General features: G+C 60.0%; 24 protein-coding genes. 15 read left to right on the forward strand and 9 right to left on the reverse strand.

What is annotated here, in order from left to right:
* Positions 1–13 precede the first annotated feature (13 nt).
* Positions 14–964 carry a LysR substrate-binding domain-containing protein gene (locus SGN16_RS09640; protein WP_335944854.1) on the reverse strand — a complete coding sequence of 317 codons (951 nt, stop codon included), beginning with the start codon at positions 962–964 and terminating at the stop codon, positions 14–16.
* A 228-nt stretch (positions 965–1,192) separates the two neighbouring features.
* Here SGN16_RS09640 and SGN16_RS09645 point away from each other — a divergent pair, with 228 nt between their 5' ends.
* Entirely contained in the window at positions 1,193–2,488 is a 1,296-nt protein-coding gene (locus tag SGN16_RS09645) for a dicarboxylate/amino acid:cation symporter (protein WP_210643711.1), read from the forward strand.
* A 10-nt stretch (positions 2,489–2,498) separates the two neighbouring features.
* Complete coding sequence (locus SGN16_RS09650; RefSeq protein ID WP_335944853.1) at positions 2,499–3,986, forward strand: amino acid racemase; 1,488 nt, start codon at positions 2,499–2,501, stop codon at positions 3,984–3,986.
* A 128-nt stretch (positions 3,987–4,114) separates the two neighbouring features.
* Here SGN16_RS09650 and SGN16_RS09655 read toward each other — a convergent pair whose 3' ends face one another.
* Entirely contained in the window at positions 4,115–5,032 is a 918-nt protein-coding gene (locus SGN16_RS09655; RefSeq protein ID WP_335944852.1) for an AraC family transcriptional regulator, read from the reverse strand.
* Positions 5,033–5,281: 249 nt separating this feature from the next.
* On the opposite strand from SGN16_RS09655, the gene SGN16_RS09660 reads away from it, so the two are divergent.
* Both SGN16_RS09660 and SGN16_RS09665 read left to right on the forward strand, forming a co-directional pair.
* On the forward strand, positions 5,282–6,304 hold the full coding sequence (locus SGN16_RS09660) for an alpha/beta hydrolase (protein WP_335944851.1): 1,023 nt from the start codon (positions 5,282–5,284) through the stop codon (positions 6,302–6,304).
* A 125-nt stretch (positions 6,305–6,429) separates the two neighbouring features.
* On the forward strand, positions 6,430–7,653 hold the full coding sequence (locus SGN16_RS09665) for an MFS transporter (RefSeq protein WP_210643715.1): 1,224 nt from the start codon (positions 6,430–6,432) through the stop codon (positions 7,651–7,653).
* A gap of 9 nt (positions 7,654–7,662) precedes the next feature.
* Here SGN16_RS09665 and SGN16_RS09670 read toward each other — a convergent pair whose 3' ends face one another.
* Positions 7,663–8,406, reverse strand: a complete 744-nt coding sequence (locus SGN16_RS09670; RefSeq protein ID WP_210643716.1) for an SDR family oxidoreductase — start codon at positions 8,404–8,406, stop codon at positions 7,663–7,665.
* 48 nt (positions 8,407–8,454) lie between these two features.
* Here SGN16_RS09670 and SGN16_RS09675 point away from each other — a divergent pair, with 48 nt between their 5' ends.
* Entirely contained in the window at positions 8,455–8,874 is a 420-nt protein-coding gene (locus tag SGN16_RS09675; RefSeq protein ID WP_335944850.1) for a helix-turn-helix domain-containing protein, read from the forward strand.
* Between the two features lie 108 nt (positions 8,875–8,982).
* A complete protein-coding gene (locus SGN16_RS09680; protein WP_210643717.1) occupies positions 8,983–9,240 on the forward strand; it encodes a hypothetical protein in 258 nt (85 codons plus the stop codon).
* 48 nt (positions 9,241–9,288) lie between these two features.
* Here SGN16_RS09680 and SGN16_RS09685 read toward each other — a convergent pair whose 3' ends face one another.
* Positions 9,289–9,774, reverse strand: coding sequence for a hypothetical protein (locus SGN16_RS09685; RefSeq protein ID WP_335944848.1), 486 nt, complete (start codon positions 9,772–9,774; stop codon positions 9,289–9,291).
* 136 nt (positions 9,775–9,910) lie between these two features.
* Between SGN16_RS09685 and arsN2 the strand changes: the two genes are divergently transcribed.
* The gene (arsN2, locus tag SGN16_RS09690) at positions 9,911–10,342 is read left to right on the forward strand and encodes an arsenic resistance N-acetyltransferase ArsN2 (protein WP_210643719.1); all 432 of its coding nucleotides are present in this window, start codon (positions 9,911–9,913) and stop codon (positions 10,340–10,342) included.
* Here the strand turns inward: arsN2 and chrA are convergent.
* Complete coding sequence (gene chrA / locus SGN16_RS09695) at positions 10,339–11,697, reverse strand: chromate efflux transporter (RefSeq protein WP_210643720.1); 1,359 nt, start codon at positions 11,695–11,697, stop codon at positions 10,339–10,341. The genes arsN2 and chrA overlap by 4 nt on opposite strands.
* A 182-nt stretch (positions 11,698–11,879) precedes the next feature.
* Here chrA and SGN16_RS09700 point away from each other — a divergent pair, with 182 nt between their 5' ends.
* From SGN16_RS09700 to SGN16_RS09720, 5 genes are all read left to right on the forward strand, one after another.
* Entirely contained in the window at positions 11,880–12,539 is a 660-nt protein-coding gene (locus SGN16_RS09700; protein WP_335944847.1) for a ribonuclease T2, read from the forward strand.
* A gap of 235 nt (positions 12,540–12,774) precedes the next feature.
* Positions 12,775–14,346, forward strand: coding sequence for a GGDEF domain-containing protein (locus tag SGN16_RS09705; protein ID WP_210643722.1), 1,572 nt, complete (start codon positions 12,775–12,777; stop codon positions 14,344–14,346).
* Positions 14,347–14,566: 220 nt separating this feature from the next.
* Positions 14,567–15,361, forward strand: coding sequence for an exodeoxyribonuclease III (xth, locus tag SGN16_RS09710; protein WP_335944846.1), 795 nt, complete (start codon positions 14,567–14,569; stop codon positions 15,359–15,361).
* 101 nt (positions 15,362–15,462) lie between these two features.
* Positions 15,463–16,287 (forward strand): arylamine N-acetyltransferase, encoded by an 825-nt coding sequence (locus SGN16_RS09715; RefSeq protein WP_210643724.1) that lies wholly within the window; start codon positions 15,463–15,465, stop codon positions 16,285–16,287.
* Positions 16,288–16,422: 135 nt separating this feature from the next.
* On the forward strand, positions 16,423–17,943 hold the full coding sequence (locus tag SGN16_RS09720) for a nucleobase:cation symporter-2 family protein (protein WP_335944845.1): 1,521 nt from the start codon (positions 16,423–16,425) through the stop codon (positions 17,941–17,943).
* Between the two features lie 86 nt (positions 17,944–18,029).
* Here the strand turns inward: SGN16_RS09720 and SGN16_RS09725 are convergent, their stop codons facing one another.
* On the reverse strand, positions 18,030–18,380 hold the full coding sequence (locus tag SGN16_RS09725) for a hypothetical protein (RefSeq protein WP_210643726.1): 351 nt from the start codon (positions 18,378–18,380) through the stop codon (positions 18,030–18,032).
* Between the two features lie 258 nt (positions 18,381–18,638).
* Between SGN16_RS09725 and SGN16_RS09730 the strand changes: the two genes are divergently transcribed.
* On the forward strand, positions 18,639–19,457 hold the full coding sequence (locus SGN16_RS09730) for a shikimate 5-dehydrogenase (RefSeq protein ID WP_210643727.1): 819 nt from the start codon (positions 18,639–18,641) through the stop codon (positions 19,455–19,457).
* A 5-nt stretch (positions 19,458–19,462) separates the two neighbouring features.
* Here SGN16_RS09730 and SGN16_RS09735 read toward each other — a convergent pair whose 3' ends face one another.
* Positions 19,463–20,110 (reverse strand): DUF480 domain-containing protein, encoded by a 648-nt coding sequence (locus SGN16_RS09735; protein ID WP_210643728.1) that lies wholly within the window; start codon positions 20,108–20,110, stop codon positions 19,463–19,465.
* 132 nt (positions 20,111–20,242) lie between these two features.
* Between SGN16_RS09735 and SGN16_RS09740 the strand changes: the two genes are divergently transcribed.
* Positions 20,243–20,752: a DUF1993 domain-containing protein gene (locus SGN16_RS09740; RefSeq protein ID WP_210643729.1), complete on the forward strand. Its 510-nt coding sequence runs from the start codon at positions 20,243–20,245 to the stop codon at positions 20,750–20,752.
* Positions 20,753–20,962: 210 nt separating this feature from the next.
* Here the strand turns inward: SGN16_RS09740 and sstT are convergent, their stop codons facing one another.
* Positions 20,963–22,195, reverse strand: a complete 1,233-nt coding sequence (gene sstT / locus SGN16_RS09745) for a serine/threonine transporter SstT (RefSeq protein ID WP_210643730.1) — start codon at positions 22,193–22,195, stop codon at positions 20,963–20,965.
* A gap of 285 nt (positions 22,196–22,480) precedes the next feature.
* On the opposite strand from sstT, the gene SGN16_RS09750 reads away from it, so the two are divergent.
* On the forward strand, positions 22,481–23,641 hold the full coding sequence (locus SGN16_RS09750) for an MFS transporter (RefSeq protein WP_210643731.1): 1,161 nt from the start codon (positions 22,481–22,483) through the stop codon (positions 23,639–23,641).
* Here SGN16_RS09750 and nhaR read toward each other — a convergent pair.
* Positions 23,638–24,534: a transcriptional activator NhaR gene (nhaR, locus tag SGN16_RS09755; protein ID WP_210643732.1), complete on the reverse strand. Its 897-nt coding sequence runs from the start codon at positions 24,532–24,534 to the stop codon at positions 23,638–23,640. The genes SGN16_RS09750 and nhaR overlap by 4 nt on opposite strands.
* Positions 24,535–24,665 lie beyond the last annotated feature (131 nt).

Raw genomic sequence — 24,665 nt, forward strand, 5'->3', positions numbered from 1 at the left:
GAGCGCAGATCGTTCATCCGTTGGTTCCCTCTGGCGCCGCAGACGCACTGCCAGGTCGATGGAGTGAAGCTCCCTCCAAGGTCTTCCAAAGCTTGCGCATCGTAAGATTGCGATTGGCAATTGCACAATACGAGCGAATCTCCAGCCGCGTGCTCCATTCCTCGCCGCCGGCCCGGACCAGCAACCCTCGCTCCAGTTCATCGGCTACCGCGCTCTGCGGCAACCAGGCCACGCCGTAGCCTTCGATCGCCATGCGCATCAGCAGCATCGCCATGTCGGCTTCATAGCAGCGTTCCAATGCGGTTGATGCCGGGCCGTTCTTGATGACGATATCCGCCACGCGCCCCAGGAATGTCGTGGCGGTGTAGGCCAGGTAAGGGACTGGTTTACCGGGGCGACCCGGTAAGGGAAACAGCGGTTGGCCTTTCGGGTTGGGGGCACACAGAGGGATGAACGCGTCGTGGCCGAGGGTCAGGCTGCCGAAGCGCTCGGCGTCCAACAGGATGGGCGCCAGCGGATGGTGGTAGACCATCATCAAATCGCAACTGCCTTCCTCCAGCGCGATGACGGCGTCATGGATATTGGCGGCGACCACCCGAGCATTGAACTGCTCAGTGTTTTGTTGGAACTGCGAAAGCCATTTCGGCAGGAAGGTCATCGAGAGGCTGTGACCTGCGGTGATCTGGATGGAGCGTCCCGGCATCCGCTCTACGTCACGCAGCGTCGAACGCAACCTCAGTAAGCCGGCGAGCGCTTCTCTGCTTTCGTCGCAGAAGGTGATGCCTGCGGCCGTGAGCTGGACAGGGTAGGTACCACGGTCCACCAGCTTGACCCCCACCCATTCCTCAAGGCACTGGATTCGCCGCGACAAGGCCGATTGAGTCACGCAGCGGACTTCGGCGGCGCGGGAGAAATTTTTCCATTCGGCGATCGCCAGAAGATCGTCCAACCATTTGAGTTGCATATCGGGATCTCCCGCAATGAGTGCGTCATTTTATGTCGCAACTCCCAGGCCTGGCGCGGCTTTTCGCTAACTATTCCAAAAGCGCATGGGGCTAGGAGGATTACTCATCGTCTCCCCGGATCCGCTCCTTAGAATCCTTACCGTAGTACCCATGCCGCCAAGAGTATCGGTACATCCACTTGATCCCTGCCAAGTAAAAAAATCCAATAACTACTTGAGGACAGCACCGTGAAGAAGAATAAGCTCCCACGTCGAATTGCAATGGGCATCGCCCTCGGCGTGCTGGTGGGTTGGGCGTGTCACCATTTCGCAGGGAGCGAACAAAGTGCCAAAGAGATAGCGGGTTACTTCTCGATGGTCACCGATATTTTCCTGCGCATGATCAAAATGATCATCGCACCGCTGGTTTTTGCGACGCTGGTCGGTGGTATCGCCAGCATGGGCAATTCACGTTCCGTCGGCAGGATTGGCGCACGGGCGATGGCCTGGTTCGTCACCGCTTCACTCGTGTCGCTGCTGATCGGGATGGGCCTGGTCAACCTGTTTCAACCCGGTGCCGGGCTGAACATGGATGTGGCCCAGCATGCAACGGCTGCGGTGCCAGTCAATACCGGCGATTTCAGTCTCAAGGCGTTCATTGGCCATGTGTTTCCGCGCAGCATTGCCGAAGCGATGGCCAACAACGAGATCCTGCAGATCGTGGTGTTTTCGCTGTTCTTCGGCTTTGCGCTGGCCGGCGTCAAACGTGCGGGCTACACCCGGATTACAGACTCCATCGAGGAGCTGGCCAAGGTGATGTTCAAGATCACCGACTACGTCATGGCCTTCGCGCCGATTGGGGTTTTCGCCGCTATCGCCTCGGCCATTACCACTCAGGGGCTTGGCTTGCTCGTCGATTACGGCAAGCTGATTGCCGAGTTCTACTTGGGGATTCTGATTCTCTGGGCGCTGCTGTTCGGCGCCGGATACCTGTTTCTTGGTCGCTCCGTTTTTCACCTTGGCAAGCTCATTCGTGAGCCGATCCTCCTGGCGTTTTCCACCGCCAGCAGCGAGTCCGCCTACCCGAAAACCATCGAAGCGCTTGAGAAGTTTGGCGCACCCAAACGTGTGTCCAGCTTCGTCTTGCCCCTGGGGTATTCGTTCAACCTGGACGGCTCCATGATGTACCAGGCGTTCGCCATCCTGTTCATAGCCCAGGCCTACAACATTGACCTGAGTTTCACCCAGCAACTGCTGATTCTTCTGACGCTGATGATCACCAGCAAGGGTATGGCCGGTGTCGCACGCGCTTCGGTCGTCGTGGTCGCCGCCACGCTGCCGATGTTCAATCTTCCCGAGGCGGGACTGTTGCTGATCATCGGCATCGACCAGTTCCTCGACATGGCCCGCACGGCCACCAACGTAGTGGGCAACAGCATCGCGACGGCGGTGGTCGCCAAGTCCGAGCCTCTTGAAGAAGCCGCTGAAGACGAGGGCGCGCGTTCCCCCGTGCGGTCCCGATCTGAACCGGTTCCGGCTGTTTGAGGAGAGGGTCATGAAGGTTAAAGCGAAGTGGAGCCAGCAAGCCTCTGTCGCCCGCAAGCTGGGCATCGTCGGTGGGCTTGGGTCGCTGGCCGGGGGCGATCTGTTCTACAAGTTGGTCAAGTCCCGGGCGGTGCTCGAGGATCAAGGCCGCTACCACTTTTTGTTCGAGCAGCACCCGTTCAAGGATGTGCTGTTACCCTTGGACCAGGGTGCGAGCATGACCTCGCGCAAGTTCTATGTGTTCCAGGTGTGCAAGTCGTTCGAGGAAAGTGGTTTCGATGCGGTGATGCTCCCGTGCTTCGCCAGCCAGACTTTCCGCGCGGAAATAGAAGAGGAACTGGGCATTCCCGTGTTGGACATGATGGCTGCCTTGGCCCGGCACGTCAGCCATACAGTGCCACCCCAGACGACCCTGGGCGTCATCGCCTCTGACTTCGTGCGTCATTGCGGATTGTTCGAGCGACATTTTGGGAAAGACTTCCAGATTGTCTACCCCGACGCAGAAGCTCAAGCAGGGTTGATGGACGCCATGTACGGCCTCAATGGCATCAAGGACGGTCACCTCGAAGGCGTACCGTTTGAAGCGGTCTACCAGGCGTGCCTCTCGTTGCAAGCCCAGGGCGCAACGGTGATCCTGCCTGGCATGACTGAGCTTTCGCTGGTGTGTGCCGACTTGCAGCGCCGTGGGATTGCGGTGCTGGACATCAACGAGATCTACGCGGATTTCGCGACGTTGGATCAGCAGCAACCCAGGCGGCCGCCGTTCAAATTGGGCATCGTCGGCGGCGTCGGGCCTGCCGCTACGGTGGATTTCATGGCCAAGGTGGTGGCCAATACACCGGCGGGAAAGGATCAGGACCACATCAAGATGGTGGTCGAGCAGAATCCGCAGATTCCAGACCGGACGGCGAACCTGCTGCGCGATGAAGCCGACCCGACCATGGCCATGTACGCCACCTGCAAACGTCTCGAAAGTGCGGGTGCCAATGCCATCGCGATCCCTTGCAATACCGCCCATGCTTTTGTCGAGCGCATCCAGGCACACCTGAGGGTACCTATCGTCAATATGCTGACCGAGACGGTGGAGTGGGTCGTGCACCAGTACGGTTCGGGCAAGGCCATTGGTCTGTTGGCGACCTCCGGTACCGTGCAAAGCCAGGTCTATCACCAGGCGGCACGCCGCGCCGGGCTGCAAATCCTTACGCCGGGTGTCGATTATCAGGCGATGGTCATGGACGCCATCTACGGGCCGCGGGGGATCAAGGCCGGGTTTACGCAAGGGCTCTGCAGGGAACAGCTGCTGCTGGCGGCCGAGCACCTGTGTGAACTGGGGGCGGGGGTGTTGGTCCTCGGGTGCACGGAGCTGCCCCTGGTGCTCGAGCATTGCGAGGCGTTCGACCTCAATGGGCACACCGTGGCGCTTGTCGATCCGACGATGATCCTGGCGTTGAAGTGTGTCGGGTTGGCGGAAAAGACCGATAAGCCGATGGGTATTTAAACCCGTGGCGAGGGAGCTTGCTCCCACTGGGCTGCGCAACAGACCCATTTCATGAGTACTGCGCACTCAAGCGGGGGCACGCTCCCTCGCCACATTACAGTCCAAAAACTGAATCAAACCACCATGGCTCAAACCACCTCGTTGCCACTGACCGGGCTGCGCAACGCCGCAATATTCCGCTTGGGCGGTACGCCAAACAGGCGGGCATATTCGCGACTGAACTGCGAGGGGCTTTCATAGCCCACTTTGAAGGCCGCACTTGCCACGTCCATATGCTCGTTGAGCATCAGGCGTTTCGCTTCGTTCAGCCGAAGCCACTTCTGGTATTGCAGCGGGCTCATCGCGGTGAGTTGGCGGAAGTGATGGTGAAACGTAGCGGCGCTCATTTGCACCCGTGCCGCGAGGTCGTCAACGCGGATTGGCGCGGTGTAGTTCAGTTTCAGCCAGTCGATGGCTTTGGCGATCCGATAACCCTGGCTGTCCACGGAGGCGATCTGTCGTAGGCGGGTGGCCTGGTCGCTCATCAACAGCCGGTAGTGAATCTCGCGTTGGATCAACGGCGCCAGTATGGGAATCGCTTCGGGTTCATCCAGCAACCCCAGCAGGCGCGTGAATGGCGCCAGCAGGTCGGGCGTCGCGGTACCGATTCCTGCACCGAGTCCGGCAACCCGATCCCGAAGCGGCGGCATGCCGCCCTGGGCAATCAGGTCGGCCACCATCCGCAAGTCGAGCTTCATGACCAGGCCCAGGCAGGGCTGTTCCAGGCTTGCCACCATCACTTCGGAGTTGGCGGGGATATCCAGCGAGGTCATGAGGAACCGCCCGGTATCGTATCCGTAGGCCTTGCCCCCTACCCATACCTGCTTCACGCCTTGGGCCACGAGCACAATGCTCGGTTCGATCATGCAAATGACGGGCGCCGCCGGGGCTTCACGACGGAAGAAGCTGAGTCCGGCAATCGGCATTTCAAAGTCGCCCGTCTGCGTGGTCCGGGCGCCAATGATATCGGCGAGCGTCTCTTGCAGGGATCTGCGTTGGTTTGTCATGGCGGGTTCGATGTCATCTGCGGTTAAGAGCTATAGGCAGAACATTAACTCGCCAAGCGAAGCGTTGCCTACGCGAAATGGGTTAACTCATAGGATTGGGCAAGAAATCCAGTGCAATGCGCTACCTGCGATCCGGCCTGAGCCTTGAAAATGCAATCCAACCTGATTCAGGAGGGCGTTACTTGATACCTGTTCGAGTCTGCGCGGGCGACAACCCCCTCGAACCACTTCCAACAGAAGGACTATCCAGTGAAAAGAATGCTGCTGGCCCTCGGGCTGCTTATCGCCTCTTTCTCAACCATGGGAGCTGACATGTCGAACGGCGCTGACAACTTCTACAAAAGCGACAAGGTGACGGTGGAAAAGGTCACCTTCAAGAATCAATACGGGATGAAGGTGGCGGGCAACCTGTTTATCCCAAAGGGCCTGGACCCGAAGGCGAAGAGCGCCGCCATTATCGTGGGTCATCCGATGGGCGCGGTGAAGGAGCAGAGTTCCAACCTGTACGCGACGAAAATGGCCGAGCAGGGTTTTGTTACGCTCTCCCTGGACTTGTCCTTCTGGGGGGAGAGTGAGGGCACGCCGCGTAACGCCGTGTTGCCGGATATGTACGCGGAGGATTACAGCGCGGCTGTGGACTTCCTCGGCACTCGGCCATTCGTGGACCGTGAGCGCATCGGCATCATCGGTATCTGCGGCAGTGGCGCCTTTGTCATCAGTGCCGCCAAGATCGACCCGCGGCTCAAGGCAATCGCGACGGTCAGCATGTACAACCATGGCGACTTGTATCGTAAAGGCTTGGGCAATTCGGCGACGGCGCAGCAGAAGAAGCAGTTCCTCGCCACGGCAGCCGAACAACGTTATGCGGAATTCATCGGTGGCCAAACCCAATACACCGCAGGCTCGCCGATGAAGCTGACCGGTAACGCGATTGGCGACGAGTTCTTTGATTTTTACCGGACTCCACGTGGCCAAGTCATTCCTGCCGGTGCTTCGCCGCAGACGATCACCATGCCGACGCTGAGCAGCAACGTGAAGTTCATGAACTTCTACCCGTTCGATGACATTGAAACCATCTCACCCCGTCCGCTGCTGTTCATTACCGGCTCCGAGGCTCATTCGCGTGAGTACAGTGAGGATGCCTACAAGCGGGCCGCACAACCCAAGGAGCTGTTGATCATCCCGGGTGCCAATCATGTGGACCTTTACGACCGAGTCAACCTGATCCCTTTCGCCAAGTTGACCGAGTTCTTCCGCAACAACCTGAAGTAAACCCGTGATGACGCCGTCGCTCGGCGTTGCTTTCTGCGGCATCGACATCGGTGCCGCAGCTCTTTGCTTTGGGCCTTGAATGGCCCGACTTTCATGTACATCAAGAAACCCAAGGTTTATATCCCATGACCGAAAGCTCATTGCCGAAATCCCCGAACCAAGCCGCTTGGGGCGCGGTGCTCGCCATGTCGCTTGCCGCATTCGCCCTCGTTGCATCGGAGTTCATGCCGGTCAGCCTGCTGACGCCGGTCGCGGCCGCTTTGCACGTCAGCGAAGGGCAGGCCGGCCAAGGCATTGCCGTCTCCGGCGCCTTTGCCCTGATCACCAGTCTGTTCATTGCTTCGCTTGCCGCCCGGGTTGACCGTAAGTGGCTGCTCTCAGGATTGACCCTGTTGATGATTGTTTCTGCAACGGTGGTCGCACTGGCACCCAACTACGCGACATTCATGGTGGCGCGCGCGTTGATCGGTGTTGCGATTGGTGGCTTCTGGTCGCTGTCGGCGGCCACGGCCATGCGGCTGGTGCCGCACGACCAAGTCCCGCGCGCATTGGCCATCGTCAATGGCGGCAACGCCTTGGCGACCGTGATCGCTGCGCCGTTGGGCAGCCTCTTGGGGTCGATCATCGGTTGGCGTGGCGCGTTCTTTTGCATCGTGCCTGTTGCGGCGGTGGCGTTGGTCTGGCTGCTGTTACGCCTGCCCTCCATGCATTCGCAGGCGAACAAAGGCAGTGCCAACGTCTTCACGCTGATGACCCGGGCACCGGTCGCGCTGGGCATGCTGGCTGTCAGCACGTTCTTCATGGGCCAGTTCATGCTGTTCACGTATCTGCGACCGTTCCTTGAGACAGTGACGCAGGCGAGCGTGTCCATGATTTCCGCCATGTTGCTGGTGATCGGAGTGGCAGGTTTGCTGGGGACCTTCCTGATTGGCGCATTCCTGAAAAACGCTTTGCATCGGACGCTCGTCGTCATCCCGCTGTTGATGGCGGCCATCGCCATTGCCTTGGTGTGGTTCGGCGGATCAGCGACGATCACGACCCTGCTGCTCGGCCTCTGGGGACTGGTGGCCACGGCTGCCCCCGTAGGCTGGTGGACCTGGCTGGCGCGAACGCTGCCGGACAATGCCGAAGCCGGGGGCGGATTGATGGTGGCGATCGTCCAGCTCGCCATCGCGGCGGGGGCAACGGTGGGCGGCATTCTGTTTGACCTGAGCGGCTATCAAGCGACCTTCGAAACCAGCGCGGCCGTGCTGTGCGTTGCTGGCGGTTTTTCTATGCTGGCTGCGCGCGTGGCACTTCGAGACTCTTCAGCGACTTCGAGCTCAGTCGCATGCAGCACGGCCGGCTGACAAACCGCTTCAACGGGCGCTGTCGATGATCGCGCCGCCGTCTGGCGTCAGGCTGTAGCCGGTCAGGAACTGAGCGTCTTTGGACGCGAGGAACAGCACGACGGGGGCAACGTCTTCTTCCGGTGAACCGAAGCGGGCGAGGGCGTTGGTCGGCGCTGGCACGTCAACCGTGTCACCCCATGTGTGGGCCAGGGGCAGCAGATTGTTCACCGTGATCTTGTCGGCGGCCCACTCGCGGGCGGCGGTTCGGGTCAGGGCGCGCACGGCTTCCTTGGCCATGTTGTAGGGACCATAGCCGTTCAGGCCGATGACACCGGCCATCGAGCCGAAGTTGATGACACGACCTTCGGTGCTGGCCTTTAGGTATGGATAGCAGGCTTGCATGGTTCTCAGGTAGGCGATGGGGCCCATCTCAAAGTTGCGCTGCAGTTGCTCCACCGAAAGATCGATGATGGAGGAGAACGGTGCGGTGGGATCGAACGCGTTGTTGATCAGGATATCGATCCCGCCAAAGGCCGCTACGACCTCGTTCACCGCCGCCTCGATCTGATCGGCGTTGCCGATGTCACAGACGACACCGAGGGCGGTGCCCCCAGCGGCTTCAATGTCGGCGACCACGCTGTTGACGTTTGCCGGTGTCAGTGAAAGTACGGCCACCTTCGCACCTTCTGCTGCGAACAGTTTCGCGGTGGCGCGACCGATGCCGCGACCGGCACCTGTGACAATGGCAACTTTTCCTGTGAGTCGGTTCATGTTGATCCCCATCGGTTGTGAATGACCGGGGCGAGAGTGTCGCCTAACATGAAAGCCCGCAAGAAGGATGAAAAAGTGACGGTTAGTATGGAAAACCAGACTAGTGAAGGTGCCGAGGTCAACATGCACGAGGAAATGCGCCGTGCATTTGCGTTGCTCTCGGGCAAGTGGAAGCTGGAAATCATGTGGTTGCTGCACCAGCGGATCTATCGCTTCGGGGAGCTGCGCAAAGCCATTCCCGGCGTTACTCAGCACATGCTGACGGCACAACTTCGTGAGCTGGAGAGGGATGGCCTGGTGTCGCGTACTGTCTTCGCCGAAGTACCGCCACGCGTTGAATATGAGATCACGCAAAAGGCCCGCGGGCTCGGGCCGACGATGGAGGCATTGATGGCATGGTGGAATGAATATGGCAAAAGCGTGCCTGTGAATTCGAGCCCGCGCGGGCGCAAAGCCAAAGGCAATTGAAAGGATGACCGTTGAGCGCCTGCGGTTGGTGGCACAGTGATATCTTGGTAAGCTTCGCATAATGATCTGTCGAGTTGGTTAGCAGTGACTACCGAGCGAATTTCCCAGTTGGAACAAGCCCTTATGGCCGTGATCGCTGCTGCAGGGAAGATGGGTATCAACAGCGATGAGCTGTGTGCGCAGGCGGTGGGCGGGCTGATGTCCGATCATTACTGGTGTTGGGCAGATGCCCGATACGCACAGGGCGCGGCTGACGAGATCGACAACGCCTTGCACACCCTTGTGGGACGGCAGGCGGTAGGACTGGCGCTACCGGAATCCGGGACCGATCCCGTACTCGAATCGGCGGCCCGGATCGGCGTCTAGTCAGTTCTGCTGCGGAAAATGGGCGACCTTGAGGGGCGCCCATTTGCGTTATAGCCCAAGACCTTCTTCTATCAGTGAAAGCAAGGCGTCCTCGTCCAATATCACGGCGCCAGGCTGTTGTCCGGTCGAGCGGCGCGCATGCAGCTGCCACAGCGATTCGCCATGCTCGCCAAGTGTCCGCACAATGCAGTGCTCCTGTCCCTTCATATGGACTTCTATGCATCCTTCTCCCAGGGGAGAAAAACGGGCAATCGGGTCGAATGAAATGCGCCGGTGGTTGCCTTCAATTACCAACTGATCGATGGCGTAGTTGTACGTCGAGCCGCTGGAATGGCTTTCGAATACGTGGGTAGGGTTGCGTCGGATGTCCAGGCCGGCCTCGCAGACCGGGGCCAGCCAGGTTTCTACCTGGCGATACAGTTCATAGACCTGGGCGGGCCAATGTTCGATTGCCAGGTCGGCGCAGTTGTCGGTGTCGGCGCGGGTCTGCTGGTTTTTCCTCAGTTTGGCCGCTAACTCGTCTGCCTTGCTCATGTCGATTCCCTGTCGTGATGATAGGTTGAGCTTAGCTGAAGGGCCGGAGGGCTCATTTGCGCTGGGTCATGAGAGGATGTGTTGTCGGATATCGGCGCCCATGGAGATTACTGAGACACTTACGAGGAGGCGAGTCATGCACATGACAGCGCTGAGCAATAACGATCTGGCACCGTTGCGTGACGCACTCACCCTGGCCAGTCTGCCAGTGGATGACCTGACGCATCCTGGCCGGCAGTTTTTCAGCTTCAGCCAACAAGGCGTCGTCGTGGCGTTTGGAGGCATTGAGGGGGGGGGCGCCGAGCGGTTGCTGCGCTCGTTGGTGGTCCTCGAGGGGCACCGGGGGCGAGGCACTGGTGCGGCAGTGCTGGCTGCTCTTGAGGCGTTTGCAAAAAACGAAGGGGTAGAGCGGCTTCACTTGCTCACGCAAAGCGCCGCCGCGTTTTTTGCCGCCCATGGCTATCAGGTGCAGGAACGCTCGCTGGCGCCTGTTTCGATCAGCGCAACGGCGCAATTCAAGACCTTGTGTCCGGCCTCGGCGACCTACCTGAGCAAGCGCCTCGCCTAGCGCAGCAGATGCACCGCCAGGCCTGTCAGCCCGCACGCGAGCAACACCTGGATCACCCCTCGTTTGTAGCGAAACAGGGCAATGGCCGCTGTGACCGCGATGATCGCCGACGGCCAATCGAGGGCGCCTGAAAAACCCTTGGGCCAGAGCACGTGGTAACCGAAGAAGCAGGCCAGGTTGAGGATCACCCCGACTACGGCGGCAGTAATTGCTGTCAGCGGGGCGGTGAACTTCAGTGCGTTGTGGGTCGACTCCACCAATGGGCCGCCGGCCAGGATGAATAAAAACGAAGGCAGGAACGTAAACCAGGTCACCAGCGTGGCCGCGACCGCGCCTGCGAGAAAGGCCTGCTCAGGGCCGAAGACTTGCATCACGTAGCCACCGACGAAACCGACGAACGCCACCACCATGATCAGCGGCCCGGGCGTGGTTTCGCCCAAGGCCAGGCCGTCGATCATTTGTGTCGGTGTCAGCCAGCCGAAATGTCCGACGGCGCCCTGATAGACGTAAGGCAACACCGCGTAGGCGCCACCGAAAGTCAGCAATGCGGCCTTGGTGAAGAACCAGGCCATTTGCGTCAGGGTGCCTTCCCAGCCGAACGCCACGGTCAGCAGCCCCATCGGCAATGTCCACAGCAAGGCGCCGATGAGCGCTAGCCGAGCGAGTCGCAAAGCGCTGAACCGGGCATGGTCCGGGGGCGGGGTGTCATCGTCGATCAATGCCGGGCCAAAGGATCGGTGCTTGGCGTGTTGACTGCTCTGGCTGAATTTTTCCGGTGCCCAGCGACCGCCCAGGTAACCGATGACAGCCGCGCCCAGTACGATCAGCGGGAAGGGTACGTTGAAGGCAAATATTGCGGTGAACGATGCGGCGGCGATCGCCCACAGCCAATTGTTCTTGAGCGCCCGCGAGCCTATCCGGTGAGCGGCGTGCACGACGATTGCAGTCACGGCCGGTTTGATGCCGTAGAAAATACCCGCCACCACCGGCACTTCGCCAAAGGCGACATACAGCCAGGACAACGCAATGAGGATGAACAGCGAGGGCAGCACGAACAGTGCCCCGGCAATGACGCCGCCCCAACCGCGATGCATCAGCCAGCCCAGGTACGTCGCCAGTTGCTGGGCTTCGGGCCCTGGCAGCAACATGCAGTAGTTCAGGGCATGCAGGAAACGTCGCTCGGAAATCCAGCGTCGGCGTTCCACCAGTTCCTGATGCATGATCGAGATCTGTCCGGCCGGCCCACCGAAACTGATAAAGCCCAGTTTGAGCCAGAACCAGAAGGCTTCCCGCAGGCTGACGGTGCAGGGGCTGGCGAGGGCCTGTTCGTCGACGATTCGGGTGGGTTCATTCATGGTCGGCGGGTACTTATAAGTCAGGGGCGATCTACGTTAGGGGGCGTTACGCAATTTAGATAGCCCCCGGCAAGGTTTGCTTGTAAAAACACTGCCCTTCAAATACTTGAAATACAACGTAGCAACAATCATCGGTCGGATCGTCATCACGGTTTTGCACATCCGCCCAAAGGAGTGGGTCAATGAAACAACGTTTTGCAATGCTCGTGCTGATCGCCCTGACGGTAGGCGTCATTGGGATCGGCAATGCCCGTGAGCCCCGTCAGGTACGAGCGGAACCCGTGGCGGGGGTGTTTGATTACTACGTGTTGTCGCTGTCCTGGTCACCGACTTTTTGCCTGACTCACCAGGACGATGTGCAGTGTTCCGGCAAAGGTTATGGCTTTGTGCTCCATGGCCTTTGGCCGCAATACGCCAAGGGCGGCTGGCCGCAGTCCTGTGCACCGAGGGTGCCGTTGACGACTGCTGAGCGGGAGAAGGGCCTGACCCTGTTTCCGACCCGCAAGTTGCTCGAGCATGAATGGTCCAAGCACGGTACTTGCAGTGGCCTCGGCGCCGTGGAGTATCTGGAGGTTGCCGACAAGGCGCTTGGCTCGGTGGAGATTCCAGCGAAGCTGCAACCGTTCAGTTCTTCGCACTATTTCGAAGCCGAGGAGATCGCCCAGCTGTTTCGCCAGAGTAATCCAGGTATCGCCGATGACGGCATCGCGGTGATTTGCAGTGGGCCGCAGTTATCGGAGGTGCGTGTGTGCATGGACAAGGACCTGTCGTTCGCCAGGTGTGGCAAGGGAGTCAAGGGCCAGTGCCGGGCCGGGGAAATCCGGGTGCCGCCGGTACGCTGAGCCGGCAACTCCATTGCCTTGTGGCAAGGGCGCAGACTTCCCTTGCCACAAGGTGCGTTCCCCCGCCATGAAGAGGGTGGTTTTACCCGGCGTTGGACAGGTTTTTGGATCCACTGAGCCGCCCATCGGCTGCGCAATACGGGCAAATTGCCGGCCCCCCGGACGGTAGGCTAAGCTCACGAATATTGGGGGCTTTGAGCGATTTGCTCATGAATTGCCCTCTTCAGGAATTCGCTTGCCAATCCCCATCCTCGATCCGTTCCATGCCCCCGGCGGTACCCTCAAACGCCTCCCTCTGCTCAAGGCAGCGGTGATGTTTATTGCGGCGGTCTGCGTGTGCCTTTGTGGTTTGCTGTACCTGCAATTGGAACAGTCCCGTCGCCACGACCTGGAGTCGGCCCGCATCGCCTCGGCCAACCTGACCCGAGCCATGTCCCAGCAGGCCCAGGACACTTTCCTGCAGACTGATCTGGTATTGGCCAGTCTCGCCGATTGGATCCAAATTGATGGCTTCGGTCCGGCACTGCAATCGCGACTGCAGAGTACGTTTGCACGGCGAGTGCAATCCCTGGAGCAGTTGCATGGTCTGTTTCTTTTCGACAAGCACGGTCAGTGGGTCATCACCTCCTTTGAGAGCCTGCACAGAGGAGCGGGGGTTGCGGATCGGGAGTATTTTGCTTTCCACCAGCAAAACGCCTCGCTGATCGCGCATATCGGCCCGGCGATCCGCAGTCGGCAAAATGGCGAATGGATCATCCCGGTTTCCCGGCGTGTGAATGATCAGGACGGCAACTTCCAGGGCGTGCTGCTGGCCGGGATCAAAATGTCCTACTTCGATCGGTTCTTCAAAAGTTTCAGCCTCGACGATAAAGGCGAGATGGCCCTGGCCTTGTCTGACGGCACGCTGTTGGCCCGTCGGCCTTTTGAAGAGGGGCGGATCGGTCATCCTCTGGCCGAAGAGCAAATCTTCAAGCACGACTCGGTAGGCGGGATGTCCGGTGAAGCCATCATCCGTTCCGCCGTCGATGGCGTTGTCAGGCTTTATGGTCACCAACATTTGCAGGCCTATCCACTGGTGGTCACCGCGGCGATGTCCGAAGAGGCGATCCTGGCGGGCTGGCATGACAGGGCTTTCCAATCCAGCCTGATCGTGGCCCTGGTGGTCCTGGGAATTTGCCTGTTCGGCTGGGTATTCGTGCGTCAGGTGCGCAACAGCGAGCGAATCGAAGCGGACCTGCGCAAGGCCCAGGAAGCGCTGGAGCTGATTGCCACCCACGATAGCCTGACCGGGCTGGCGAACCGGCGGTTGTTCGAGCGGGCCCTGGACATCGAGTTCGGCCGAGGCGCCCGCCAGCGCAGCCCCCTGAGTCTGGTTATGGTCGATATCGATTTCTTCAAGCGCTATAACGACACCTACGGCCATGTGGCAGGGGACCATTGCCTGGCGGAAGTGGCGACGGTGCTCAAGGACTGCTGCCACCGCAAGGCTGATCTGGCGGTGCGTTATGGCGGTGAAGAGTTCGCGGTACTACTGCCCGATACCAATCTGCAGGGGGCCATGGCCCTGGCTGAACAGATCCGTCACAGAGTCATCGACAAACACATCACTCATTCCGGCTCGCCGACCGGCTACCTGACGGTGAGCCTGGGTTGCTACGCCTTTGTACCCAGCAGCCTGGACAGCATCGAAGTTTTCATCCAGCGGGCCGATGCGGCGCTTTATCAGGCCAAGCACGGCGGTCGTAACCGGGTGGCGGCGTTGTCGACTGAGGGCGGACTCGATGCGCTGGAGCGCTCGGATCGTTGAGATCGGTTGGAATCATCGCCATTGGCAGAGCAAACCGAGCTGATAGTCCCGCTGTCGCGGTGGGTGTTGCGCCAGGCCTGCGAAACCGCACTGCCCTGGCCGGGTGAGCTGATGGTTTCGGAGTCGAGCCTTGTCGAAAACCGGTTCCTGAACACCTGTGCAACCACCGCGAGCGGTTGTTGGTCACAGTTAGTGTCTTGGCACATCGAGTTCAGGCCCCATGAAAAACCTGCGGATCGCGACCTTCAATATCAATGGCATCCGGGCCCGGCTGCCTAACCTGCTGGAGTGGCTGGAGCGGGAGAAACCCGACATCGTCTGTTTGCAGGAGCTCAAGGCGGCGGACAAGGACTTTCCTGCGGCAGAGCTGGAGTCGGTGGGGTATGGTGCGATCTGGCATGGGCAGGCGTCCTGGAACGGTGTCGCGATCCTGGCCCGTGATGCAGAGCCGCTGGAGAGCCGCCGAGGCCTGCCCGGCGGGAATGAAGACAGCCACAGTCGTTATCTGGAGGCAGCGGTGCATGGCGTGCTGGTGGGTTGCCTTTACCTGCCCAACGGCAACCCGCAGCCGGGCCCCAAGTTCGACTACAAGCTGGCGTGGTTCGAACGGCTTATCGACTATGCCCAAGGGCTGCAGGCCAGCGATCACCCGGTAGTGCTGGCCGGTGACTACAACGTGGTGCCCACCGACATGGACATCTACAACCCGCGTTCCTGGCTCAAGGATGCGCTGTTGCAGCCCGAAAGCCGTGAGTGCTACCAGCGCCTGCTGGACCAGGGCTGGACAGATTCTTTGCGCCATCTGTATCCGCAGGAGCGTATCTACACCTTCTGGGACTATTTCCGTCAACACTGGCAGAAAAATTCCGGGTTGCGCATCGATCATCTGCTGCTCAACCCAGTGGCAAGCCCTTACTTGAGCGAGGCGGGCGTCGACGCCTGGGTCAGGAACCAGGCGCACCCCAGTGACCATGCCCCCACCTGGATCCGGCTGGCCTCGCGCAAGCGGCGTTGAAGGGGGCATATTGTCTCCGCAAGGGGAATGCCTTATATCTGGCGCCCCAACAGCAGCGAGCGTTACGCATGCGCTGCACCGGACCAGGAAAGGACACCTTCATGAGCCAACCCCGACTGAGCGATACCGGTCGATATCTGCAACGGCTGGGCTTCGATAAGCCGCCAGCCCCGACCCTTGACACGTTGCGTCAGCTCCAATGGCGTCATACGGCCGAATTTCCCTTTGAAACCCTCTCGACATTGTTGCGCCAGCCCGTGCCCATCGACCTCGAATCGGTCGAGCGCAAAGTCTTCGAGCAAGGGCGCGGCGGCTATTGCTACGAACTCAACCAGCTGTTCCTGGCGCTGCTGCAGGAGCTGGGTTTCCAAGCCCGAGGCATCACCGGGCGGGTGGTGATGAATGCCCCTGAAGGCGCCTGGACGGCTCGCACGCACCGCCTCAGCCTAGTGACGTTCGACGGTGTGCGCTACATCACCGACGTCGGCTTTGGCGGCATGGTGCCCACTGCGCCGCTGCTGCTGGACAGTCGTGACATCCAGCTCACCCCACACGAACCGTACCGCATCGAGCTCCACGAGGATGGCTACCTGCTGCGGGCCAACGTCGCCGACGAATGGCGACCGATGTACCTGTTCGACCTGCAGCGCCAGCAAGACATCGACTACACCCTCGGCAATTGGTACGTCTGTAGCCACCCTGAATCGTCCTTTATGGGCCGGTTGATGGTGGCCCGCACCGGTGATGGGTTCCGCAAGACCCTTAACGGCAACAGCTATGCCGTGCACCGGATGGGGCAGGAGAGCGAGCGACGCTTGATCACTGACGCCGATGAGTTGATCGATCTGCTGGAAAATGAGTTCAGCCTGCGGGTGCCGCCCAGGGAGCTCTTGCGGCCTGCGGTGGAGGGGCTGTTGCAGCAATGAAGTAGTGTTTTCTGGTGGCGGAGCCGTCCTCTGCTCGTGGCGTAATGGGTGATAACTTGTATACAACTCTATGGACATTTGTCTTGAGTTTTGAATACAGTGTGCCCATAACAAAAAACAGGGAACTCCCGAACCATGAAAACGCCCCATGTTTCACTCCCACGGCCCGAGGATGAAAACCTTGGCGTCGGCGCGAATATGGCTTATGGCCTGCAACATGTGTTGACCATGTACGGCGGTATCGTTGCGGTACCGTTGATCATCGGCCAGGCGGCCGGGCTTTCACCCGCGGACATTGGTTTGTTGATTGCTGCGTCATTGTTTGCCGGGGGCTTGGCGACCTTGTTGCAGACCCTCGGCCTGCCATTCTTTGGATGTCAGCTGCCGCTGGTCCAGGGGGTTTCGTTTTCAGGCGTCGCCACCATGGTGGCGATTGTCGGCAGCGGCGGGGAGGGGGGCTTCCAGGCCATTCTCGGCGCGGTGATCGCCGCGTCCTTGATCGGTTTGCTGATTACCCCGGTGTTCTCCAGGATCACCCGATTCTTTCCACCGCTGGTCACCGGCATCGTGATCACCACCATCGGCCTGACGCTGATGCCAGTCGCGGCGCGCTGGGCAATGGGTGGCAACAGCCACGCTGCCGATTTCGGCAGCATGGCGAACATCGGCCTGGCGGCCGTCACGTTGGTGCTGGTGCTGCTGTTAAGTAAAATGGGCAGTGCAACCATCTCTCGCTTGTCGATTCTGCTGGCGATGGTCATCGGCACAATCATCGCGGTGTTCCTGGGCATGGCGGATTTTTCATCTGTCAGTGAAGGCCCGATGTTCGGCTTCCCCACACCCTTTCACTTTGGTATGCCGACCTTCCACATCGCCGCGATCCTGTCGATGTGTATCGTGATCATGGTGACCCTGGTGGAAACCTCCGCCGACATCCTGGCGGTGGGCGAGATCATCGACACCAAAGTCGACTCCAGGCGCTTGGGCAATGGCTTGCGGGCCGACATGCTGTCGAGCATGATCGCGCCGATCTTCGGCTCTTTCACCCAAAGTGCCTTTGCCCAGAACGTCGGGCTGGTGGCGGTGACCGGGATCAAGAGCCGTTTCGTGGTGGCTACGGGTGGGGTGTTCCTGGTGGTGCTCGGCCTGCTGCCGTTCATGGGTCGGGTCATCGCCGCCGTGCCGACTTCCGTACTGGGCGGGGCCGGTATCGTGCTGTTTGGCACCGTTGCTGCCAGTGGTATCCGAACGCTGTCGAAAGTCGATTACCGCAACAACGTGAATCTGATCATTGTCGCCACCTCAATCGGCTTCGGCATGATTCCTATCGCTGCACCGAATTTCTATGATCATTTCCCGAGTTGGTTCGCGACCATCTTCCATTCCGGCATCAGTTCTTCGGCAATCATGGCGATCATGCTGAACCTGGCGTTCAACCACTTCACCACGGGTAACTCCGACCAGCAGTCAGTCTTTGCCGCCGGCACCGAGCGAGTCTTGCGTTACCAGGACCTGGCAGCGCTGCGCGAAGGGGATTATTTCAGTGATGGCAAGCTGCACGACTGTGATGGCAATGAGATCCCCGTGGTGGCGGAGCCTTCGCATGCATCGATAGAACACGGCCCGGTGCGCCTCAAAAGCAGTGAGCACGTCTGACACTGGCAAACCAATGCCTGCCCAATGAAAAAGCAGCCTGTGATCCTCGATCAAAGGCTGCTTTTTTGTGTCACCTCAGAGGCTGGTTACCAGCGTCCGTAATGACCACGGGGTGGGCCATAGTAGTAGCCCCGTGGTGGCCCGTAATACACCGGCGCCGGGCGATAGTAGATAGGTTGCTCTACATACACCGGCTGCGGCTGATAGTAGACCGGTGGCGGTTGCTGCACGTAGACCGGCTGCGGCTGGACGTAGACCGGTTGCTGCACATACACCGGCCGATCACGGTTGATAATGGCCGAGCCGACGATGGCCGAACCGACGATTGCGCCAAACACTGCGGGCCCCTCCCAACCACCATGACCATGGGCGGATGCCTGGCCGGTGACCGCGAGTGCCCCCACGAGCAGGGCGATGATGGGAAGTTTACGATTCATGGCTGTTCCTCGTTTCGGCCCCGGCGCCTGTGGTCTGCAACAGACCCAATGAGGGTCGCGGGGATACTTGCTCTGACAGCGATTTTTCCAGAATTTACCGCGCCGTTGGGTAAATATTGTGTAAGGTCTGTACCGTTTTCATGACCGCGCCGCGCAACTCAACTGGCCAGAGGCCTGGCTGGGCCTGGCCGTATCATTGAATAAAACCTGCCGGGACGGTGACTCCGTCTATCTGAATGTGCCTGCAAGGAGACGAACATGCAGATCAATCCCAACAAAGACACCCAACTGTGCATGTCGCTGTCGGGGCGCCCGGGAAATTTTGGCCTGCGCTTTCATAATCATCTGTATGAACAACTGGGCCTGAACTTCTATTACAAGGCGTTCAGCAGCCAGGACTTGCCGGGGGCAGTGGGTGGTATCCGCGCTTTGGGCATCCGTGGGTGCGGTGTGTCGATGCCGTTCAAGGAGGCCTGCATTGCCTTGGTCGATGAACTGGATCCTTCCGCTGCGGCGATCCAATCCATCAATACGATCGTCAACACCAACGGCCATTTGAAGGCCTACAACACCGATTACATTGCCATCGCCCAATTGCTGCAAACCCACGCTGTGCCTCAGGACTCGACCTTTGCCCTGCGCGGCAGCGGCGGCATGGCCAAGGCCGTGGCCAGTGCCTTGCGCGACGGTGGTTACAAGAATGGTTTGATTGTTGCCCGCAATGAAACGGCCGGCCGGGCCCTGGCTGGGTCACTGGGGTACGAATGGCAAGCCGAACTGGGTAAGCGACGGCCACAGATGCTGATCAACGTGACGCCGATCGGCATGACCGGCGGCCCGGAAGCCGACCAACTGGCATTCGCCTCCGACGCCATTGCGGCGGCCGAGACTGTGTTCGATGTAGTGGCGATTCCCTCGGAAACGCCATTGATCGTGCGCGCCCGGGCTGAAGGAAAACGAGTCATCACCGGCCTGGAGGTGATTGCGATCCAGGCCCTGGAGCAGTTCGTGCTGTACACCGGCGTGCGGCCGAGCCCGGAGCAGTTCGACAAAGCCGTGGCGTTCGCCCGGGCCTGAGGCGGTTATTCCAGGCGCGCCAGACGCTCCTCCAGCGCCGCGATCCGCGCTTCGAGCTCTTCGATGCGTTCTGGTGACACGCCGCTGCCGGCGCTGCGTTCCATAGGATGCTGGCGCGCGGCGAGGATCGCCTCGATGTCCGCCGGGTCGCCCATGGCGTGCATGTAGCGATCTTCACGCTGGCCGGCCTGGCGCGGTACCAGCAATGCCAGCCCGCGGGCGATCAGGCGTTCAAGCTGATGCACCACTTGTTCGGTATCTTCGAAGTCGTGCATGCGGCCGCTGCGGGTCAACAGTTCATTGACGGTTTGCGGGCCGCGCAGGAACAACAACCCCATCAGAATCACCTGGGCCGGCACCAACTCCAACGCCTTGTCGACCCGATGCTCCCAGCGGTCGGCGCGACTGCCCATCACCAGTTTGGTAAAGCCGCGACCTTCCAGCGCTCGCAGGCTTTGGCCAACCTGGCCCGGGTTGAGGTTCATCACCGGTTCACGGCTGGTTTTCTGGTTGCAGGCCAGTACCAGGGCGTTGAGGGTCAGCGGGTAGGTCTCGGGATTGGTGGCCTGCTTCTCGACCAGCGCACCGAGGATGCGGATTTCCGTGCTATTGAGCCGTGGTTCTTCAGCCTGGCTTTGTTCTTCGATGCTCATCGCGCGTTCCCTATGCTGTGGAAGCCGCCTAGCGTAATCCTTGCGCAATAAAAGACAAGCTGCGCAACAGCCATGGCTATAATCGCTCCACGTTTTGATTCGTCCTTTTTCCACCACCTGCATGAGATCGCCATGACTATTTCCCTGTACGCCGCTTCCGTCCCGGTTTTCAAGCAGATGCTCAACGCCCTGAGTGATGTCCTGAACAAGGCCGAAGCCCACGCCAGCGCGAAAAACATCGACCCCAACGCCTTCCTGCAAGCTCGCCTGTACCCAGACATGTTCCCGCTGGTGCGCCAGGTACAGATCGCCGTGGACTTCGCCAAAGGTGTGTCCGCGCGTCTGGCCGAGGTTGAAGTGCCAAAGTATGACGACAGCGAAACCACTTTCGCTGAGCTGCAAGCGCTGATCACCAAGGTACTGGCCTTCATCGACGGCATCGGCCCCGAGCAGATCGATGGCAAGGAAGGCATCGAAATCGTCACCCGCCCAGGCACGCCGAAGGAAAAACGCTTCACTGGCCAAAACTACCTGCTGACCTACGGCCTGCCGCAGTTCTTCTTCCACGTCACCACCGCCTACGCATTGCTGCGCCACAACGGTGTGGAAGTGGGCAAGCGCGACTACATGGGCGCGTTCTAAACCCGCAGGCATGAAAAAGCCCGGGACGGTGTGGGCCGTTCCGGGCTTTTTTGTGGCTGTCTGTCACGTCGTCGGTGAATGTACCGACGCTATCGCGAGCAAGCTCGCTCCCTCATGGGATTTGTGGTGTAACGCCCATTGCGTGAGCACCTTAGCCCACCTGTGGGAGCGAGCTTGCTCGCGATGACGAGCGAACAGCCACCGCAGTTGCTATGCCGTACGCGCGAGCTTCTCTTCCTCACCCAAGCAAGCCGCCGCCGTAAACAGCACATCCGTGGACGAGTTCAACGCCGTCTCGGCCGAGTCCTGCAAGACACCAATGATGAACCCCACCGCAACCACTTGCATGGCGATTTCGCTGGGAATGCCGAACAGGCTGCACGCCAGGGGGATCAACAGCAGCGAACCGCCGGCCACGCCGGACGCGCCGCAGGCGCAAATGGCGGCGACGACACTCAGCAGCACAGCCGTCGGCACATCCACCGCGATACCCAGGGTATGCACGGCGGCCAGGGTCAGTACGGTGATGGTGATGGCGGCGCCGGCCATGTTGATGGTCGCGCCCAGTGGGATCGATACCGAATAGGTGTCTTCGTGCAGGCCCAGGCGCTTGCTCAGCTCCAGGTTCACCGGAATGTTGGCTGCCGAGCTGCGGGTGAAGAACGCGGTGATGCCGCTTTCGCGCAGGCAGGTGAATACCAGCGGGTAGGGGTTGCGACGCAGCTTCCACAGCACAATGAGAGGGTTGACTACCAACGCCACGAACAGCATGCAGCCGATCAGCACGGTCAGCAGATGCAAGTAGCCGAGCAGGGCTTCGAAACCGGAAGTTGCCAGGGTCGAGGCTACCAGTCCAAAGATCCCCAGCGGGGCAAAGCGGATCACTAGTCGCACGATCACGGTCACGCCATTGGACAGGTCTTCGAGCACGGTGCGTGTGGTCTGGCCTGCATGGCGAATAGCGATACCCATGCCGATGGCCCAGGCCAGGATGCCGATGAAGTTACCGTCCATCAGCGCTCGGATCGGGTTGTCCACCACGCTCAGCAACAGGCTTTGCAGCACCTCGCTGATGCCACCGGGCGCTGTGACCGCGACGTCTTGGGTCGTCAGCACCAGGCTGGATGGAAACAACGTACTGGCAACCACCGCGACCACGGCCGCTGCGAAAGTACCCAGCAGATACAGAAACAAGATCGGCCGGATGTGGGTTTCCTGGCCGTGCTTATGGTTGGCAATCGATGCCATCACCAGTACGAACACCAGGATCGGCGCCACGGCCTTGAGCGCGGACACGAAGACCTTGCCGATGAATGCGGTGGACTTCGCCGCGTCCGGCGCCAGCCATGCCAAGACGATACCGGCGATCAAGCCGATGACGATTTGTGTGACCAGGCCGGTGCGTTTAAAGCGTTGCAAAAGGGAAGGGGACACAGCAGTCATAACGGCATCTCTGATTTTTTATGTGCAACGGTCGACGAGTCAGGGCAACAAGCGGGCAGGCCACATGAGCGGGACCGAAAAGGAGTACAGCGTTTGCAGGCCGCGGACTTTATCACAGACCGATGAAAAATCTGACGGACCTGTGACGATCCGTCACCCATATCCGGGTCATCCGGCGCGCTTGTCTGGTGCGCACATTCTGTTAGGCTTTGCCCCTCTCACCTTTCTATTGCGCCAGCGAGCCCTTCGGCTAACGCTGGTGTCGTCGTTTTGCTGGAGTTCTGCATGTTGTTGCCCATTTTCCTGTTGTCAGCCGCTGGTTTCACCGTGCTGACCACAGAGTTCATCATTGTTGGCCTGCTGCCATCCATCGCCCGCGACCTGCACGTCACCATTGCCCAGGCCGGTTTGCTGGTGACATTGTTCGCGTTTACGGTGGCGGCGTTCGGGCCGTTTCTGACCGCCTGGTTCGCCCGCTTCGAGCGGCGCAAACTGTTTATCAGCGTGCTGGTGATGTTTGGCCTGGCTAATACGTTGGCTGCCCTGGCTCCCAATATCTGGGTGATGGCCATCGCTCGGTTGATTCCCGCCCTGGGCCTGCCGGTGTTCTGGGCGTTGGCCAGTGAAACGGCGGTGGACATCGTCGGGCCGCAATACGCCGGGCGAGCGATTGCCCGGATTGGCTTCGGCATCGTCTGCGCCACGGTGTTCGGCATTCCGGTGGGTACGCTGATTTCCGACGCGCTTGGCTGGCGCAGCGCTTTTGCGATCCTGGCGGTCATTGCCTTCGCCAAGGCGTTGCTGCTGTTTATCTACCTGCCGAAAACCAACCTGCACCAGCATCAGGTGAGCTTGCGTTCACAACTGAAGATATTGCGCAGCCCATTGATGCAGGGGCACGTGCTGCTGTCGATCCTGGTGTTCAGCGGCATGTTCACCGCCTATACCTATCTGGCGGACATCCTTGAGCGCCTGGCCGGGTTCGATGGCACGCTGGTGGGCTGGTGCCTGATGGGCTTCGGTGCCGTGGGGCTGTTGGGCAATTCCCTGGGCGGCCGCGCGGTGGACCGGCATCCGTTGATGGCGTCGATGGTGTTCTGCCTGTTCATGATTGGCGGCATGGTGGCACTGGTGCCTAGCATTCATTCGACTCTCGGGCTGGCAGCGGCGATGGGCATCTGGGGCGTGACCCAGGCCGCATTGTTCCTGGTCAGCCACGTGCGGCTGATGAAAGCGGCGCCCGAAGCCCCGGCCTTTGCCGCATCGCTGAACATCGCCGGTGCCAACCTGGGGATTGGCCTGGGCGCGATGGTGGGTGGGCGAGTCATCGATACCCTGGGCCTGGGCAGCGTCGGTTTTGCCGCGGCCGGGTTCATCCTTGTCTCGATCCTGCTGGCGTTGTTGCTGATGACCTTCAAGCCTCGTGTCACCTGCGCGAACAGTTAAGAGCTGAACAGTTCGCGACGTGCCCCTTCGGCGATCGCGACGATGCCAGGATGGCTGACCTTGCGCTCCACGGAAATGGCGTAGAACGACTCGCTCACCGCATCGGTCTGGCCGATCACCTCTACGCCGTACTGTTGCTTCACCTCATCGGCGATCACGCTCGGGCCGATGAAAATCCCACTGCCTGACTGGCCGAAAGCCTGCATCAATGCGCTGTCGTCGAACTCACCGACGATGCGCGGCTGGATTTGCTGCTCGGCGAACCAGCGTTGCAGGCGGCTGCGCACCACGGTTTCCGGGCCTGGAATCAGTAGCGGGGCGTCATGCAGGCCGTGGGGGAAATCCTTTCCATAGCGTTCGGCCAGGGCTGCGGTGGCGAAAAAACTGATCCCGCATTCCCCCAGTTTCTGGCTATAGCCCTTGATGTCCAAGTGGCTGGGCATCGGGCTGTCGGAAATCACCAGGTCCAGACGCTGGATTGCCAAGTCCGCCAGCAGTCGTTCGAGTTTGTCTTCGCGACAGGTGATACGCAGCGGTTCACTCAGCTCCATGGTTGGTGCCAATAGCCGGTAGACGATGGACTTGGGCACCACGTCCGCCACGCCGACCCGAAACAGCGTCTGCTGCGCGTTGGGCTGGGCCCGCAGCATCAGCTCAAGTTCGCCGCCCAACTGGAACATGTGTTCGGCGTAGGGCAGCGTTTGCCGGCCGGCCTCGGTCAATTCCAGCTGCCGCCCGACGCGGCGGAACAGCTTGATGTTATAGGTCTGCTCGAACAGGGAAATCTGGCCGCTGATGGTTTGCGCCGTGAGGTTCAGTTGCTCGCAAGCTCGAACGATGCTGCCCGTTTTTGCCACCACCCAGAAGTAATGCAGTTGTCGGTAATTGAGCATGGGTTCACATTGCTTCGTAAAAACCGAAGTATAGCTGCTAAAAATACGAATTTTCCTGAAGTATTCTCCTCTCTAGAATGCCTCGCCATGGGTGGGCCGCCTTTCGCGTTCCTTCTTCTCTTATGAGGCAT

The sequence above is a fragment of the Pseudomonas sp. G166 genome, assembly GCF_037027455.2.
Classification (GTDB): domain Bacteria; phylum Pseudomonadota; class Gammaproteobacteria; order Pseudomonadales; family Pseudomonadaceae; genus Aquipseudomonas.